Annotated in this window: 13 protein-coding genes and 1 pseudogene; 10 read left to right on the top strand and 4 right to left on the bottom strand. The window is 64.4% G+C overall.

The annotated features are described in order from the left end of the window. The 9 genes and pseudogenes from CQ14_RS47250 to CQ14_RS33860 form a co-directional block, all read left to right on the top strand. Positions 1–146, top strand: a pseudogene (locus CQ14_RS47250) (DUF721 domain-containing protein); the annotation flags it as partial. A gap of 118 nt (positions 147–264) precedes the next feature. Next, positions 265–921 carry a DsbA family protein gene (locus CQ14_RS33895; protein WP_057862111.1) on the top strand — a complete coding sequence of 219 codons (657 nt, stop codon included), beginning with the start codon at positions 265–267 and terminating at the stop codon, positions 919–921. Positions 922–1,150: 229 nt separating this feature from the next. Continuing rightward, positions 1,151–4,615, top strand: coding sequence for a chromosome segregation protein SMC (gene smc, locus CQ14_RS33890; protein WP_057862110.1), 3,465 nt, complete (start codon positions 1,151–1,153; stop codon positions 4,613–4,615). A gap of 129 nt (positions 4,616–4,744) precedes the next feature. Beyond that, positions 4,745–5,722, top strand: a complete 978-nt coding sequence (locus CQ14_RS33885; protein ID WP_057862109.1) for a small ribosomal subunit Rsm22 family protein — start codon at positions 4,745–4,747, stop codon at positions 5,720–5,722. Between the two features lie 149 nt (positions 5,723–5,871). Beyond that, a complete protein-coding gene (locus tag CQ14_RS33880; protein ID WP_057838306.1) occupies positions 5,872–6,432 on the top strand; it encodes a LemA family protein in 561 nt (186 codons plus the stop codon). Between the two features lie 31 nt (positions 6,433–6,463). Beyond that, positions 6,464–7,651 (top strand): M48 family metallopeptidase, encoded by a 1,188-nt coding sequence (locus CQ14_RS33875; RefSeq protein WP_057862108.1) that lies wholly within the window; start codon positions 6,464–6,466, stop codon positions 7,649–7,651. A 167-nt stretch (positions 7,652–7,818) separates the two neighbouring features. Continuing rightward, positions 7,819–8,568, top strand: a complete 750-nt coding sequence (locus tag CQ14_RS33870) for a P-loop NTPase family protein (RefSeq protein ID WP_057862107.1) — start codon at positions 7,819–7,821, stop codon at positions 8,566–8,568. A gap of 59 nt (positions 8,569–8,627) precedes the next feature. Further along, entirely contained in the window at positions 8,628–9,314 is a 687-nt protein-coding gene (locus tag CQ14_RS33865) for a P-loop NTPase family protein (protein WP_057862106.1), read from the top strand. An 80-nt stretch (positions 9,315–9,394) separates the two neighbouring features. Then, the gene (locus CQ14_RS33860; protein WP_057862105.1) at positions 9,395–9,727 is read left to right on the top strand and encodes a GIY-YIG nuclease family protein; all 333 of its coding nucleotides are present in this window, start codon (positions 9,395–9,397) and stop codon (positions 9,725–9,727) included. A 433-nt stretch (positions 9,728–10,160) separates the two neighbouring features. Here CQ14_RS33860 and CQ14_RS33855 read toward each other — a convergent pair whose 3' ends face one another. From CQ14_RS33855 to CQ14_RS33845, 3 genes are all read right to left on the bottom strand, one after another. Further along, positions 10,161–10,544 (bottom strand): SHOCT domain-containing protein, encoded by a 384-nt coding sequence (locus CQ14_RS33855; protein ID WP_057862104.1) that lies wholly within the window; start codon positions 10,542–10,544, stop codon positions 10,161–10,163. 429 nt (positions 10,545–10,973) lie between these two features. Further along, on the bottom strand, positions 10,974–11,513 hold the full coding sequence (locus CQ14_RS33850; protein ID WP_057862103.1) for an adenine phosphoribosyltransferase: 540 nt from the start codon (positions 11,511–11,513) through the stop codon (positions 10,974–10,976). A 118-nt stretch (positions 11,514–11,631) separates the two neighbouring features. Then, positions 11,632–13,788, bottom strand: coding sequence for an anthranilate synthase component I (locus CQ14_RS33845; RefSeq protein WP_057862102.1), 2,157 nt, complete (start codon positions 13,786–13,788; stop codon positions 11,632–11,634). A gap of 329 nt (positions 13,789–14,117) precedes the next feature. Between CQ14_RS33845 and CQ14_RS33840 the strand changes: the two genes are divergently transcribed. Next, positions 14,118–15,119, top strand: a complete 1,002-nt coding sequence (locus CQ14_RS33840; RefSeq protein ID WP_057862115.1) for a VOC family protein — start codon at positions 14,118–14,120, stop codon at positions 15,117–15,119. 54 nt (positions 15,120–15,173) lie between these two features. Here CQ14_RS33840 and CQ14_RS33835 read toward each other — a convergent pair whose 3' ends face one another. After that, entirely contained in the window at positions 15,174–16,076 is a 903-nt protein-coding gene (locus tag CQ14_RS33835) for an NAD-dependent epimerase/dehydratase family protein (RefSeq protein WP_057862101.1), read from the bottom strand. Positions 16,077–16,090 lie beyond the last annotated feature (14 nt).

Below are 16,090 nucleotides of genomic sequence, written 5' to 3'. Positions count from 1 at the left end.
CGCTGTCGCGCCGAAACCGCGCCGCGCCGCGGCGGGCGCCGGACCCGAAATCGGTGGCGAAAGTCGCCGAAACGCTGTCGGCGGTCGAGGACGAGGAACTGCGCGCCGCGCTGGCGCGGCTTGGCGCCGCGATCAAGCGAAATTGAGCCTTTTGCCCGGCGCGGCCAGCGCAAGCCGCCATTGCCACAACCGGCGTTTCAAGCTAGCGAAGGCTTCTTTTTCGCACCTTCTTTCGGGCGTGAACGCGCCACTCGGGAGCAGACCTTGATGATCACGCGCCGCGCCTTCACCGCCGCCCTCTCGCTGACCGGGCTTGGCCTGCTCGCCGGCTTCTCGCCGCTGCAACTGATCACGGACGCGATGGCGCAAAGTCCCGCCGAAGTTGCGAAACCGGTGTCGCTGCCCGACATGGCGCTCGGCCCGGCGAACGCCACGGTCACCATCACCGAGTTTGCCTCGATGACCTGCCCGCATTGCGCGGCCTTCACCGAAAAGGTGTTTCCGAAGATCAAGTCGGAATTCATCGACTCGGGCAAGATCCGGTTCGTGTTCCGCGAATTCCCGCTCGACATCAAGGCGGCCGCCGGATCGATGCTGGCGCGCTGCATCGCCAAGGATGATCCGCAGAAATATTTCGCCGTCGTCGACCTCTTGTTCAAGCAGCAGAACGACTGGGTGGTGAAGAACACCACGGAGACGCTGACCCGGATCGGCAAGCAGGCCGGCCTCACCCAGACGCAGGTCGAGGATTGCCTGAAGGATCAGGCGCTGCTCGACAAGATCGCGGCCGACCAGAAATATGCCGCCGAGGTATTGAAGGTGCAGTCGACGCCGACCTTCTTCATCAATGGCGAGATGCTCAAGGGCGAGCAGAGCTTCGAAGAGTTCGCCAAGCGCATCAATGCGATGCTGAAGAGCTGATTCGCGCGCAGCCTGATTCGTTCGAGCCGATAAGTCCAGCAAAAGGCGCCACACAAGCGCCTCAAATCCCTTGGGAAAAGCCTTGCGGGGCCGTTGCCCTCCGGCCCCGGCCTCGCCATTGTCGCGAGCCACAAGAGCCGCAGCCGGCTGTCCACCCACACACGACATTGCCTTCTATGGTATTGTCACGGCAGGGAGATTCGCGCCCGGCCAACAGAGATTTGTGTTCATGAAACTCACGCGCCTCCGCCTCCACGGTTTCAAGTCGTTCGTCGAACCCACTGATTTCATGATCGAACCCGGCCTCACCGGCGTGGTCGGGCCGAACGGCTGCGGCAAATCCAATCTGGTCGAGGCGCTGCGCTGGGCGATGGGCGAGACCTCGCACAAATCGCTGCGCGCGGCCGACATGGACGCCGTGATCTTCGCCGGTTCCGGCAACCGTCCGGCGCGGAACCACGCCGAAGTCACCATGACGATCGACAATGCCGATCGCACGGCGCCGGCTGCCGTCAATGACAGTCAGGTGCTGGAAATCTCCCGCCGCATCGAACGCGAGGCGGGCTCGGTCTATCGCATCAACGGCCGCGATGTTCGCGCCCGCGACGTGCAGATCCTGTTTGCGGATGCCGCCACCGGCGCGCGTTCGCCGGCGCTGGTTCACCAGGGCAAGATCGGCGAAATCATTCAGGCCAAACCCGAGCAGCGCCGCCGCGTGCTGGAAGATGCGGCCGGCGTCGCCGGCCTGCACGCCCGCCGACATGAAGCCGAGCTGCGGCTGAAGGCGGCCGAAACCAATCTCACCCGCGTCGAGGACGTGATCGGCCAGCTCACCGGCCAGATGGACGGATTGAAGAAGCAGGCGCGCCAGGCGATCCGGTTCCGTGAAGTCGCCGCCAAGGTGCGCAAGGCCGAGGCGACGCTGTTCCACCTGCGCTGGCTGGAAGCCAATGCCGACGTCGCGGAAGCCGCGCATACCCACGACATCAACGTGCGCGAGATGGCCGAGCGCACCCGCGAGCAGGCCGAGGCCGCGCGCATCCAGGCGATCCGCGCCTCCGAACTGCCGGCGCTGCGCGAGGGCGAAGCCCGCGCTGCCGCCGGGCTGCAACGTCTCACCAATGCGCGCGAACTGCTCGACCGCGAGGAGGAGCGCGCCAAGGAACGCGTCTCCGAGCTCGACCGCCGGCTGAACCAGTTCATTGCCGACATCGCCCGCGAACAACAGCAGACGTCTGACGCCGAGGTCGCATTGCAGCGCCTCGACACCGAGGACGCGGAGATCAAGGAAGAGATCAAGTCGCGCGTCGAAAAGCGCTCCGGCGTTGATGAACGTGTTTCTGAAGCGGAAGCGACACTGGCCTCGGCCGAGCGCATGTTCGGCGAACTGACCACCGCGTTGGCCGACCTCACCGCCAAGCGCAACCAGCTCGAGGCCGGCGTGCGCACCCACCGCGACCGGCTGGCCCGGCTCGACCAGGAAATCGCCACGGTCCAGGCCGACGAGGAAAAGCTCGCGCAGGAAACCGGCAATCTCGGCGACATCGACGCACTCGCCGCCGCGATGGAGACCGCGCAGGAAACGCTGGCCGCCTCCGAAGCGGCGGCGCAAGCCGCCGAGACTGGCCATGTCGCCGCGCGGCAGAAGCTCGAAGCTTCGCGCGCCCCGCTCACCGACGCCGAAAAGCGCGTGCAGCGGCTGGAGACCGAAGCACGCACGATTTCCAAGCTCGTCAATGTCGAAACCAAGAATCTGTGGCCGCCGATCATCGACGGCGTCACCGTCGCCAAGGGCTACGAGAAGGCGCTTGGCGCCGTGCTCGGCGACGACCTCGACGCGCCCGTCGATCCCTCGGCGCCGATGCGCTGGACCAATGCCGGCGCAAGTTTTGACGATCCGGCGCTGCCTGCTGGCGTCGAAGCCCTCGCCTCGCATGTCGAGGCGCCGGCCGAACTGGCGCGCCGTCTGGCGCAGATCGGCGTCGTATCGAAGGAGCGCGGCGCGGAGTTCGTCTCGCAATTGAAGACCGGCCAGCGGCTGGTGTCGCTGGAAGGCGATGTCTGGCGCTGGGACGGCTTTGTCGCCGCCGCGCATGCGCCGACCGGCGCCGCCCGGCGTCTTGCCGAACGCGCGCGCCTGGTCGATATCGAACACGAGCTGGAACAGGCCCGTATTGACGCCACCGCCAAGCGGCAGGCGCTGGAAGACGCAGAGGCTGAACTGAAAGTGGCCTCCGCCGCCGAGTCCGCCGGCCGCGAAGCCTGGCGCGCCGCGCAGCGCGAGGCCGATGCCGCGCGCGAACGCCATGCCGCGACCGAGCGCGAGATCAACCGCCACGTCGCGCGCAAATCCGCGCTGACCGAAGCCCATACCCGCCTTGCCGCCGACCGCAGCGAGGCTGAAGCCGCGCATGAGAGTGCGACCGCCGCGCTGACCGACCTGCCGCCGACGGATGAGGCGGAAGCAAAACTCAGCACCATCAGGACCGACATCGAGGGGCATCGCCGCTTCGCCGCGCAGGTGCGCGCCGAGGCGCAGGCGCTCGCACGCGAAGCCGAGCTCGCCGACCGCCGCGTGCAGGCCATTGTCGCCGAACGCAACGAATGGCAGAGCCGCAAGCAGAGCTCGGCCGCGCAGGTCGCGACCGTCGAGGCGCGCATCACCGAAGTGACCGCCGAGCGCGCCGAGCTTGACAACGCGCCCGCTTTGTTTGCCGAAAAGCGCCGCGCGCTGATCAACGAGATCGAGTCCGCCGAAAGCGCCCGCCGCGTCGCCGCCGACGCGCTGGCCGCCGCCGAAAGCGTGATGGCGCAAACCGACCGCGAAGCCAAGGCTTCGCTCGAAGCGCTCTCCTCCGCCCGCGAGGCCTGTGGCCGCGCCGAGGAGCGCATGGAAGGCACCAAGCGCCGGCTTGCCGACATCGAGCGCGAAATCCACGACATGCTCGAAGTCGAGCCGCACGCGGTCGCGGGGCTCGCCGAGATCGAGCCGGGCGCGGAACTGCCACCGCTCGGCGAGATCGAGGAAAACCTCGAAAAGCTGCGCCGCGACCGCGAGCGGCTGGGCGCCGTCAATTTGCGCGCCGAGGAAGAACTGAAAGAGGTCGAGACCCAGCACACCGCGCTCACCACCGAGCGCGACGACCTGGTCGAAGCCATCAAGCGGCTGCGCCAGGGCATCCAGAGCCTCAACAAGGAAGCCCGCGAGCGGCTGCTCGTCTCGTTCGAAACCGTCAACGCGCACTTCAAGCGGCTGTTCGTCGAATTGTTCGGCGGCGGCGAGGCCGCGCTGCACCTGATCGAAAGCGACGATCCCCTGGAAGCCGGCCTCGAAATCATTGCGAAACCGCCGGGCAAGAAGCCGCAGACACTGTCGCTGCTCTCGGGCGGCGAGCAGGCGCTGACGGCGCTGGCGCTGATCTTCGCGGTGTTCCTCACCAACCCCTCGCCGATCTGCGTGCTGGACGAAGTCGACGCGCCGCTCGACGACCACAACGTGGAGCGGTTCTGCAACCTGCTGCACGAAATGACCTCGTCGACGGAAACCCGCTTCATCATCATCACGCACAATCCGATCACGATGGCGCGTATGAACCGGCTGTTCGGCGTCACCATGGCCGAACGCGGCGTCTCGCAACTGGTCTCGGTTGGCCTCGACGACGCCGTGAAGATTCTGGATCAGCACGTGGCGTGAGGCGCCGCCCCACCCTGTTGACGTCATCATCCGCGAAGGCGGATGATCCAGTACGCCGCGCTGTCTATGATCGCCACAGCCGCCCCGGCGTACTGGATGCCCCGCTTTTCGTGGGCATGACGGGAAACGATGACCTCACCCGACCTCCCTGCTGAACTGAAAGCCGCGCTCGACGGCAAGCTGCGCGGCTTTTCCCGTAGCGACGCCGCCGGCCGCGCGGCCGCTATCTCGAAAACCTACCGCGACGGTGGCGGCTCCGGCACCATCCGCTCGGAGACGGACGCGCTCGCCTACGCACTGGCGCGAATGCCCGCGACCTATGCCGCGATGACCGCGAGCCTGAACGCGCTCGTCGAGATCAAGCCGGACTTCGCGCCCAACAGCCTGGTCGATATCGGCGCCGGGCCGGGAACGGCGACATGGGCGGCGGCTGAGACCTTCCCGTCTCTGCAACGCTTCACGCTGCTCGACTCCAACGACGCGTTGCGCACGCTGGCGCTCGACCTCGTCGCCGACAGCTTTCGCCTGCGTGAAGCAAGCTACCAGCGCGGCGAAGCCCGCGCTGCGCTGGCGAATGCAGATACAGCCGACCTCGTCGTGGCGAGCTACATGATCGGCGAGATCGGCGACGCCGAACAGCGCGCACTTGCCGAGCTCATGTGGCAGAAAACCCGCGACACGCTGCTCGTCGTCGAGCCCGGCACGCCCGCCGGCTACGCCCGGATCATCGCGCTGCGCGCGCAGCTGATTACGCTCGGCGCCCATGTCGCCGCTCCCTGCCCGCATGACGGCGAATGCCCGCTGCAGCCGCCCGACTGGTGCCATTTCACCCAGCGCCTGCAGCGCTCGCGCGCGCACAAGCAGGTCAAGGGCGCGGAGCTCCCGTTTGAGGACGAGAAGTTCTCCTACGTCGCGTTGACGCGCGCGCCGGTAGTTCACCGCCCGTCCCGGGTGCTGGCGCAACCAGTTGTCAGCAAGGTGGAAGTAACGGCCAAACTCTGCACACCCGCAGGTCTCGCCCTGACAAAGGTGCCCCGCCGCGCCAAGGCGGATTACGCCGGTGCCCGACGCTGGCGATGGGGCGACGCGGTGGCGCAAGAAAGCTGACCCTCGCAAAACCGGCCTTGAACTTAACTCGCCCCACTTCCGACTAAAGCCAAGCCCCAAGTCTCCTCCCACCTCTCGGGCGGGCCTGCCGCACGCCCCGGTTTTCGTCTAGGTTCGCTGTCTTTCGTCCCCTTTAGGAGTTGTCCGTCATGTCGACCGGCTGGATCGTTCTCGGCGTCATCGTCATCATCGTGCTGTTTGCGTTTGGCGCGTATAACCGCCTGGTCGCGCTCAGCCAGCGCGTCAGCCAGGCATTTGCCGACATAGACGTCCAGCTCAAGCAGCGCCACGACCTGATCCCCAACCTGGTCGAGACCGTGAAAGGCTACGCCCAGCACGAACGGGGCACGCTCGACGACGTCATCAAGGCTCGCAACTCGGCGATGTCGGCGCAGGGCCCGGCGCAGGTGTCTGCGGCGGAAAACCAGCTCAGCGGCGCCCTCGGCCGCCTGATCGCACTGTCGGAGGCCTATCCGGACCTCAAGGCCAACGCCAATTTCCAGCAGCTCGCCGGCGAACTCTCCGACCTCGAAAACAAGATCGCGGCGAGCCGCCGCTTCTTCAACAACGCCGTCCAGGAATACAACACCGGCATCCAGCAGCTTCCCGCCGCGCTGTTCGCCGGCATGTTCGGCTTCACCCGCAAGGAATTCTTCGACCTTGGCGCCAGCCGCGCCGAAGTCGAGACGGTGCCGAGCGTGAAGTTCTAACACTTCAAGCGCCCGACAGAGCAGCCCCATCATGGCCGCGTACGGTCTCTACACGCATATCGCATCGAACAAGTTTCGTTCGATGCTGCTGCTCGCCGGCCTGTTTCTGCTGATCTACGTGCTGGTGTTTGCCGGCGCGCTGGTTGCGGAAGTGGTGATGTATAGCGGCAGGCCGCTCGCCTTCTACCTGACCCACGCATCGCGAGACCTGATCGCGGCCTTTCCCTACGCCACGATCATCGCCGCGCTGTGGATCGTGATCGCCTATTTCTTCCACCAGAACATGATCGATGCCGTCACCGGCGGCGAGAGCGTGACACGGCAGCAAGAGCCGCGCCTCTATAACCTCCTCGAAAATCTCTGCATCTCGCGCGGCATCCCGATGCCGAAGCTGAAGGTGATGGACAGCCCGGCGCTGAACGCCTTCGCCAGCGGCCTCAACCGGCGGCAATATTCCATCACCGTGACGTCGGGGCTCCTCAAGGCGCTCAACGATCAGGAGATCGAGGCCGTGCTCGGCCACGAGCTCACCCATATCCGCAACGGCGACGTGCAGTTGATGGTGATCGCCGTGATCATCGCCGGCGTGGTTGGCTTTTTCGGCGAATTGTTCTTCCGCATGTTCACCAACCTGTCGTGGAATTCCAGCGGCAGCGGCTGGTCGTCGTCACGTTCATCGTCCTCCTCGTCCGACCGCGACAGCAAGGGCGGCGGCGGCGCGATCCTCGCCATCGTCATCGCGGTGGCGCTGATCGTTTTGGCGTGGCTGTTGTCGCAGGTCGTCAAGCTCGCGCTGTCGCGGTCGCGCGAACTATTGGCCGATGCCGGCTCGGTCGAGCTGACCAAGAATCCGGACGCCATGATCACGGCGCTGCGCAAGATCGAGAACCGCGGCGAGCTCGAAGGGGCGACCTCGGCGGTGATGGAGCTCTGCGTCGACAATCCACGCGAAGGCTTTGCCGACCTGTTCGCGACCCATCCCTCGGTCGATTCGCGCGTCAAGGCGCTGGTGCAGTTTGCCGGCGGTCATGATCCCGGCCCGCTGGCCCTGCCATCCGAGACGGCGGACGAAGCCGATGAGGCGGAAGAATCAGCCAGCGAGCAGCTGCCGCCGCCGCCGCCGGTTCCCCGCGGCCCCTGGAGCGATGCCGGCGCGCCTGCCGGCGTTCCGGGCCCCCGTCCCGGCCCCTCGGACGGCCCCTGGGGCCCGCATCGGTAGGCAGCCGCCCTTTTCGCCACCGCCGGATTAACGAATTCGGTATGAATAGTGGCGATGGCCGTCCAAGAGATTGAATTATCCCTTGTTTCTGCCATGTTCGCGCCCAAAGCAGGGATTGGGGCCTCCCGGTCGCTCCCGCGGTCGGAACTGCTGTTCAAGGGAATTCCATGGGAAAGCCAGTCGTGATTGTGGTGGGCGCGGACAAGGGCGGGGTCGGCAAGACGACCGTGTCACGGACGCTCCTGGATTACTTCAGTGCCAATAACGTGCCGACCCGGGCGTTCGACACCGAATCCCCGCGCGGCACCCTGAAGCGCTTCCACCCTGACATCACCGAGATCGTCGACATGACGACGACGGCGGATCAGATGAAGATCTTCGATACGCTGAGCGCCGGACCGTCGGTGACCGTGATCGACGTCCGCGCCGGACTATTGTCCCCGGCGCTGGCCTCGCTGCGCGACATCGGCTTCCTCGATGCGGCGAAGGCGGGTCAGATCACCTTCGCCGTGTTCCATATACTGGGCCCCTCGATCGCCTCGCTGGACGAAATCGCCGAGACCGCAGGCTTCATGCAGGGCGCCAAATATTTCCTGGTGAAGAATTTCATCAACGACACCCAGTTCTTCCAATGGGACCAGTCGACCTACAACTCCTATTTTCACCGCATCAAGGACGCCACCGACCTCACGATCCCCAAGCTCAACGAAATGGCCTATGAGCAAGTCGAGGTTTCCTCGGTGCCGTTCCTCAAATTCGTTGCCAACAAGGGCAAGGACGACGAGGCCGCGAACTATTCGTTCGTGCTGCGCGGCTATGTCCGGCACTGGCTCGCCAACGTCTGGAGCGAGTTCGACCGCATCAAGCTGACCGATCTCGTCGGCGCCAAGTCGACCACGCGCGGCGGCGAAAAATAGTCGCGCACGCGCCGCGACGGGGCTGGATTAGCCAGGAAACTCCTTTGATATAGCAGGTGATGAGTTCAACGCCTGTTTACATCATCTGCTCGCCCCGACCGCTGGTCGGCAAGACGCTGCTCGCGCGCCTGTTGAGCGAGTTCCTGCTTTTGAAGAACGGTTCGGTGTGCTCCTTCGACATCAACCTAAAGGAACCATCGCTGCTCGAATATCTGCCGCGCCTCACCGAGACGGCCGATGTCATGGACACCTATGGCAAGATGCAGCTGATGGACCGCCTGATCGTCAACGACGACATCGCCAAGGTCGTCGACCTCGGCTTTCATGCGTTCGACGAGTTCTTCAAGATGATCCACGAGATCGGTTTCCTGAAGGAGGCCGAGCGGCGGGGCGTGGCGCCGACCATCCTGTTCATCGCCGACACCGACCGCGTTTCCGCGCGCAGCTATCCGATGTTGCAGGAACAGATCCCGCCGAAGGCGCTGGTCACGATCGACAATGAATATGTGGTGCGCGGCGAGCTGCCGGCCGAGATGGACACCGGACGGGTGCTGCGGATCACGGCGCTGCCCTCGTTCCTGAAGACCTATATCGGCCGGGTGACCTTCTCCTTCACCGACTATTTGCGCCACGAGCGGGACTCCTCGACCGAGCTGCACCAGTGGATCCGCCGGAACTACACCAGCTTTCGCGAGCTCGAGCTGAGCCTGCTCGCTGCGGCCGCAAAACCCTCGCAAGGCCGATAATTTTTACCCGGATAATATTGACGACGTACGGCCACTCTGTTAGTGCCTCGGCAGACCAGACCCTTCCCCGCGAGGCTCCCGTGACATCAGCCAGAAAGGCCGCCATCGCCGCCTTCAACGAGCAGAAGACCATTGCGGGAATATTTCTGATCCGCTGCGCGGCGACCGCCGAGACGTGGGTCGGCCAGGCACCCAACCTGGAAAAAATCCAGAACCGGATCTGGTTCTCCCTGCGCCAGGGCAGCCACCCCTGCCGCAGCCTGCAGGCCGCATGGACGACGCATGGGCCGGACAGTTTTGCATTCGAGGAATGCGAGCGGCTGGATGAGGAAGAGACGCCCTATGTCCGCGACGGGCTTTTGAAGGAGCGCGCAGTGCATTGGCGGTTGCAGTTCGGCGCCGAGGTGGTGTGATCCTGCAGGATGGGTAGAGCGCAGCGAAACCCATCAGCGATTGTGCACGGGATCAACCCGTCGGGAATGAGCGGCGCATTCGGGGAACATCCGATGCCTAACAATTTGACCGGCACGAAGGGGCCAACTGACTGCCGCCGGTTACGGTCAGCAAAAGTGCGCCAATCGAGCAGCCACATTCACCGGCACACCAACACCGGCGTCTTTGTGTACGTCAGCACCTCCACGCTCCCAGCCTGAGTGGCCCGCGTCTGCCGCCTGTTATTGACTTAGGTCAATAGCGATCATGAAATGCCAAGCATCGCCAAGAAGATGTGTGTGCGTTGGATAGCGACGAAGCTCATCAAGCGTAGAGCGCTGTTGCGGAGCTATGCCGCAGAACCCGCATGCAGCACAGCAAGGGATAATCAGCGGAAGGAAGAACCGAACAGCATTACTGCACAAGCCGAGCGCGCAGTCGCGCAAACTCGGCATCGCTGATCGACCCTGCCTGTTTCAGCCGACCGAGCTTTTCGATTTCATCTGCGATGCTGAAACCAACTACGCTCCTGAGTTCGTCGCGCGCCTGCTGAGCGCGTTGCAGGTTACGCTCCGCCATGCCTCTTCCGTGCCAGATCAAGTATGCGAGCATGAAAATGAATGGAAATACGATCCATCCTATCACCCATATTGCCTTGACCCAGCCAGAGACGTCATGGCGTCGGAACAGATCGGAAGCAACAGTAATGATCAGCCAGAACCATACGACGAAGAAGAATATCGTGAGGACGTCCAGCAGGAAATTTCGATAAGTGAAGCCCTCCTGAAAGAAGAACATCACGCACCTCCTTTTGCCACTGAGCGCTGCAGTTCCGTAAACTAGAACGCGATCCCTCCCACACGTTTTGATTTAGATCAACGCAGGTCGGCTGGGGATCAAAAGCGGCAAGCTTCAGCGCGAACGAACGTTTTCCGGGATACGCCTCAGAGCAGACGCTAGGTGTCACCAGATCGATCGCACGGCATCGGCTCGACCTCGACCGCGTCATAATGCCGGCACAGGCTGCGCACAGGCACCGCAAACCGGAGGCGACGGCGCAGGGCGTCAAAGGCGAGCAATTTCAAGCAAACCTCGGGCAGCATGCTCAGTCGTCATTCCGGGGCTCGCGAAGCGAGAACCCGGAATCCGTCAGGACGCAGAGTTGGTGACGCCACGCATTCCGGGCCTGCGCCAAGAGGCGTATCCTGGAATGACGAGGTAAAAAGCTCAGTGTCCCTCGAACGCCATCAGCGTGCGCACCGGCACTTCCATCGCGCGCAGCTTGGCGGCGCCGCCCAAGTCCGGAAGGTCGATAATGAAGCAGGCGGCGACCACGTTGGCGCCGATCTTGCGCAGCAGTTTCACCGCACCCTCCGCGGTGCCGCCGGTGGCGATGAGATCGTCGACCAGGATGACGCGCTCGCCGGGCTGGATCGCGTCGACATGCATTTCCATTTCGTCGATGCCGTATTCCAGCGAATAGGCGATCCGCACCGTGGTATGCGGCAGCTTGCCCTTTTTGCGGATCGGCACGAAGCCGGCGGAGACCTGATGCGCCACCGCGCCGCCGAGGATGAAGCCTCGCGCCTCGATGCCGGCGACCTTGTCGATCTTCAATCCCGCCCAGGGCTGCACCAGCTCGTCGACCGCGCGGCGGAACGCGCGCGCATCCGCCAGCAGCGTGGTGATGTCGCGAAACAGGATGCCCTTCTTCGGGTAATCCGGAATGGTGCGGACGGTGGCCTTGATGTCGTGATCGAATGTCATCGGTATTAATCTCGCTTTCGATTTTTCCTACATCACTACGAGCGTAGCGAAGCAATCCATCGTGCCACGAACAGGATATGGATTGCTTCGTCGCTTGGCTCCTCGCAATGACGGGCCTTCAATTCGCATTCAGCCGAAACGCATTTTCCACGATCCGCAGCCCCACCTCGCCGCCGAGCGACATCAGCGACTCCGGATGAAACTGCACGCCGCCTACCGGCAAGGTCTTGTGTTCAATCGCCATCGCGACGCCGTCCTCGGTGGTCGCGGTGACTTCGAGCACATCGGGCACGCTGTCGCGCTCGACATAGAGCGAATGATAGCGGCCGATCACGATCTCATTTGGCAGGTTCTGCATCAAGCGCCCGCCCCGCACCTGAACCCGCGAGGGGCGACCATGCGCAGGCTGGGTGAGCTGGCCGAGCTGGCCGCCGAAATATTCGCCGATCGCCTGAACGCCGAGACAGACGCCGAAGATCGGAAGCTTCCGGTCGAGCGCCGTTCCAATGGTCTTGGAGATTCCAAAGTCCTCCGGCCGGCCTGGACCCGGCGAGAGTACCAGCAGATCCCAGTTCTTCTTCAGCATCTCCTGCGCGTGCACGTGCCGAACCACGGTGACATTGGCGCCGACCTGCCGGAAATAATCCGCGAGCATATGCACAAAGCTGTCGTCGTGATCGATCAGCAGCACCTTGCGGCCCGAGCCGGTGGCGTCGGGTGCGAAGGTCGAGAGCGGCTTTGGCGCATCGCCGCGCAGCGCCTGGAACAGCGCGGCGGCCTTGACCTGGCACTCGCGGTCTTCCGCGGCTGGATCCGAATCGAAAAGGCAGGTGGCGCCGACGCGCACTTCGGCCAGCCCGTCCTTCATGCGGATGGTGCGGATGGTGAGCCCGGTATTGATGCTGCCGTCGAAATTCACCGCGCCGATCGCGCCGGCATACCAGCGCCGCGACGAACGCTCATTGTCCTCGACGAACTGCATCGCCCACAATTTCGGCGCGCCTGTCACCGTCACCGCCCAGGCGTGGGTCAGGAAGGCGTCGAGCGCATCGAAGCCCGGCCGCAGCATGCCTTCGACATGATCGACGGTATGGAACAGTTTCGAATAGGTCTCGATCTGCCGCCGCGCCAGCACCTTGATCGTGCCGGGCACGCAGACGCGCGCCTTGTCGTTGCGGTCGACGTCGGTGCACATGTTGAGTTCGAACTCGTCCTTTTCCGAGTTCAGCAATTGCCGGATCTGCTCGGCATCGCCGATCGCATCGACGCCGCGCGCGATCGTGCCCGAGATCGGGCAGGTCTCGACGCGGCGGCCATCGGAACGCACGAACATTTCCGGCGAGGCCGAGACCAAAAATTCGCCGTCGCCGAGATTCATCAGCGCGCCATAGGGCGACGGGTTGATGCGACAGAGCCGCTGGAACACTTCGGCGGGCGAACGCTCGCAGGGCTCGGCGAACAACTGACCCGGCACCGCCTCGAACAGATCGCCGCGCGCGAACGCCGCGCGCGCGACCTCCACCGTCGCCTGATATTCGCCGGGCGCGTGATCGGCAAAGCCCTGCCGCGGCGTCTTCGCGTAGACGCTCTTGGCGGTATCGCGCGGCAAACCTTGGGTGGATTTTCCCTTCCAGGAAAAATCGTAGCTCAGCACCACGCCGCGGCCGGTGGCGCGGTCATAGGCCAGCAGGCGATCCGGCACGTAGAGCACGATGTCGCGCTGATCGGCTTCGCGGGCGCGCTTCTGCACGAGGTCCTCGATCTGAAACACGAGGTCGTATGCAAAGGCGCCGAACAGGCCAAGCAGCGGATCGTCATTGGCTGCCAAGGCGGCGACGAGATCGCGCACCAGCGACATCACGCTGGCGCGGCGGGTGCGCTGGTCTTCCTCGACCGGCGCGGCGCCGCGGATGATGTGGCCGGCGAGCCGCGTCGGGCTTTTTTCCGAGATCACCACGCAGGGCTCGCGCAGCACGTCGCCGAGGAAGGCGATCAGCACCTCGCCGCGTGCATTCAATGCGGTCAGCGAAAAGTTCGCGCCGACGGTTTCCAGCACCAGCGGCGGATCGGCAAAGCCGAGGTCGAAGCTCTCGTAGCGGCCCGGCACCGTGGTGCCGGAGGACAGCACGACACCGCGGCGGCGGTCGAGCAGTTCGATCAGGTCGTCGAGGCGCTTGGCATTGCCGGTGAACTGCTCGACGGTGCGCGAAATCGCCAGGCCGCCGCTGGTCCGGTATTCACTGTGCTCGGGCAGGGAGAAGGCTGTCCTGTTCATGTGATCCTCTTACGAAACTTCGCCAGGGAGCGCCACACAGGACAAACGAAGGGGACCGTCGCACTGCGATGGCGACCTTCGACGATTGAAAAAATGAAATCGCACCGGCCACCTCTTTTAGGAGGTGCGCCACCAGAGACGGGAGGGGGTAACGACGGTGCTCATGGGAACCTAATCACCATCCGGCGGGCGCGATGTCAAGGGACGGACCGGCCGGAACGCCCGTCCGGCGGCTCAACTTTGGGTGTCGGGCAACGTCAAATTTGCGTAGGATTTGAGCAAGCAGCGGCGCCTTCAACGCGCAAAGACTGCAGATTATGGAGGTAACGATGGCACTGCTGGGTCTGGGATATGCGGGCTTCGGAGCTGATAACCTCGAGGACTGGCGGCAGTTCGGGACCGGCCTCGTCGGGCTACAGGCGGTCGAGCGCGGCAACTCGCTGCTGGCGTTCCGGATGGACGACCGCAAGCAGCGCATCGTCATCGACCGTGCGATGGGCGAAGGCACGCGTTTCTTCGGGTGGGAGGTCGCAGACGCTGCGGCGCTGGACGCGCTGGCGGCGCGGCTGGAAGCAGCCGGCGTGCATGTGGTGGCCGAACCGCAGACGCTGGCCGATGCCAGGCGCGTGCGCCGCCTGATTTCGTTCCACGATCCCGCCGGCAACCGACTGGAGGCATTTTACGGTGCCGAGATCGACGACACGCCGTTCGTCCCGGGCCGTTCGATCTCCGGATTCCGCACCGGCCCGCTTGGGCTCGGGCATGCCGTGCTGACGGTCGAGAATATCGAGCCTGTCATGGCGTTCTATGTCGGCGTGCTCGGCTTCGGCCTTTCCGACTACATTTCAAAACCGTTCCGCGCCTACTTCTTCCACGTCAACGCCCGCCACCACAGCCTCGCGCTGATCGAGACCGGCAAAAACGGCATGCATCATTTGATGGTGGAGCTGTTCTCGCTCGACGATGTCGGCCAGTGCTACGACATCGCGCAGACGGAGGAAGGCCGCGTCAGCGTCACGCTCGGCCGCCACACCAACGACTTCATGACATCGTTCTACGCGAGGACGCCGTCATCCTTCATGATCGAATGCGGCTGGGGCGGCCGCGAGATCGATCCCGCGACCTGGCAGCCGGTCGAGATGCATGACGGCCCCAGCCTGTGGGGCCATGAGCGCGTCTGGCTGCCGCCGGAAGATCGCGCCGTCGCCCGCGAGATGCGCCTGCGCGCGGCAGCTTCGGGCTTGCGCGCGCCGGTGCAGGTGATGGAGGGGAATTACAAGCTGATGTCGGGGACGTGCGCGTGGTGGGATGGGGTCAAGCAAGGCTCGTAGCGGCTCATCACTAATGTCGGTCCTGCGAAAGCTGGACGACAGTTGAGCGCGCCGCTACTCCCGATAACACCCCTGCTCGATCTCCTCGATCAGGCCGCGCGCCTTCGGCTGCCAGCCGAGTTCGTTCCGCGCACGCTTGGCCCGCACGCGGCTGTTCGACGCCATCGTGTCCTCGGTCGTGCCCTCGCCCCATTCGGCGGCGGCTTCCTGCATCGACATCGCCGCCGGCGGCCCCGCAAATCCCAGCATGCGGTTGATCGCCTCGCACGTCTCGCGCATCGAGTTCTCGCCATTCTCGGCGAAATAGAAGCTGCCTGCCGGCGCCTTCGCGATCGCAAGTGCGTAGAGCGTCACGAGATCGTCGATGTGCACGTTCGACCAGATGTTCTCGCCGGGCCCGGCATGGGCCGCGTTGCCGCGCTTTTTGGCGAGCTTGATCAAGAGCGGCACCTGAACGCTGTCGCGCCCTGCCCCGTGGCCGATGCCGTAGATGAGACTCGGGCAGATGATGACCGGGCGACAGCCCTTGTCGCGGTATGAAAGGATGAATTCGTTGAGCGCAACGCGCGCCGCGCGCGCGGACGATGGGGTAACCGGCGTGTCCTCGTCAAAAACCGCGTCGATGCGTTCGCCGCGGGCGCGGGTGCCGACGATGCTCGATCCCGATGTATGGATCAGCGGCTTGCCGCTTCCGGCGAGCGCGTCCAACAGCGAGGTTACGGCTCCCCGGTGATCGGCGCTCGCGGCATTGACGACGATGTCGGCGGCCTGCGCGGCGCGCGCGAGAATGTCGGCATCATCCAGCGTGCCCATCAACGGCTCGATACCGAACGCGCGAACCGCGCCGGCCTTTTCGGGCGAGCGAACCAATCCGGTCACGTGATGTCCGGCGGCTGCGAGATGAGTCGCAACCGACCCACCGATATAGCCCGACGTGCCCGTACAGAAGATTTTCATTCACGGCCTCCACC

The organism is Bradyrhizobium lablabi, from assembly GCF_001440475.1.
In the GTDB taxonomy this organism is placed as follows: domain Bacteria; phylum Pseudomonadota; class Alphaproteobacteria; order Rhizobiales; family Xanthobacteraceae; genus Bradyrhizobium; species Bradyrhizobium lablabi.
The sequence above is the reverse complement of the archived record's forward strand: the minus strand, read 5'-3'. Positions and strand labels throughout refer to the sequence as shown.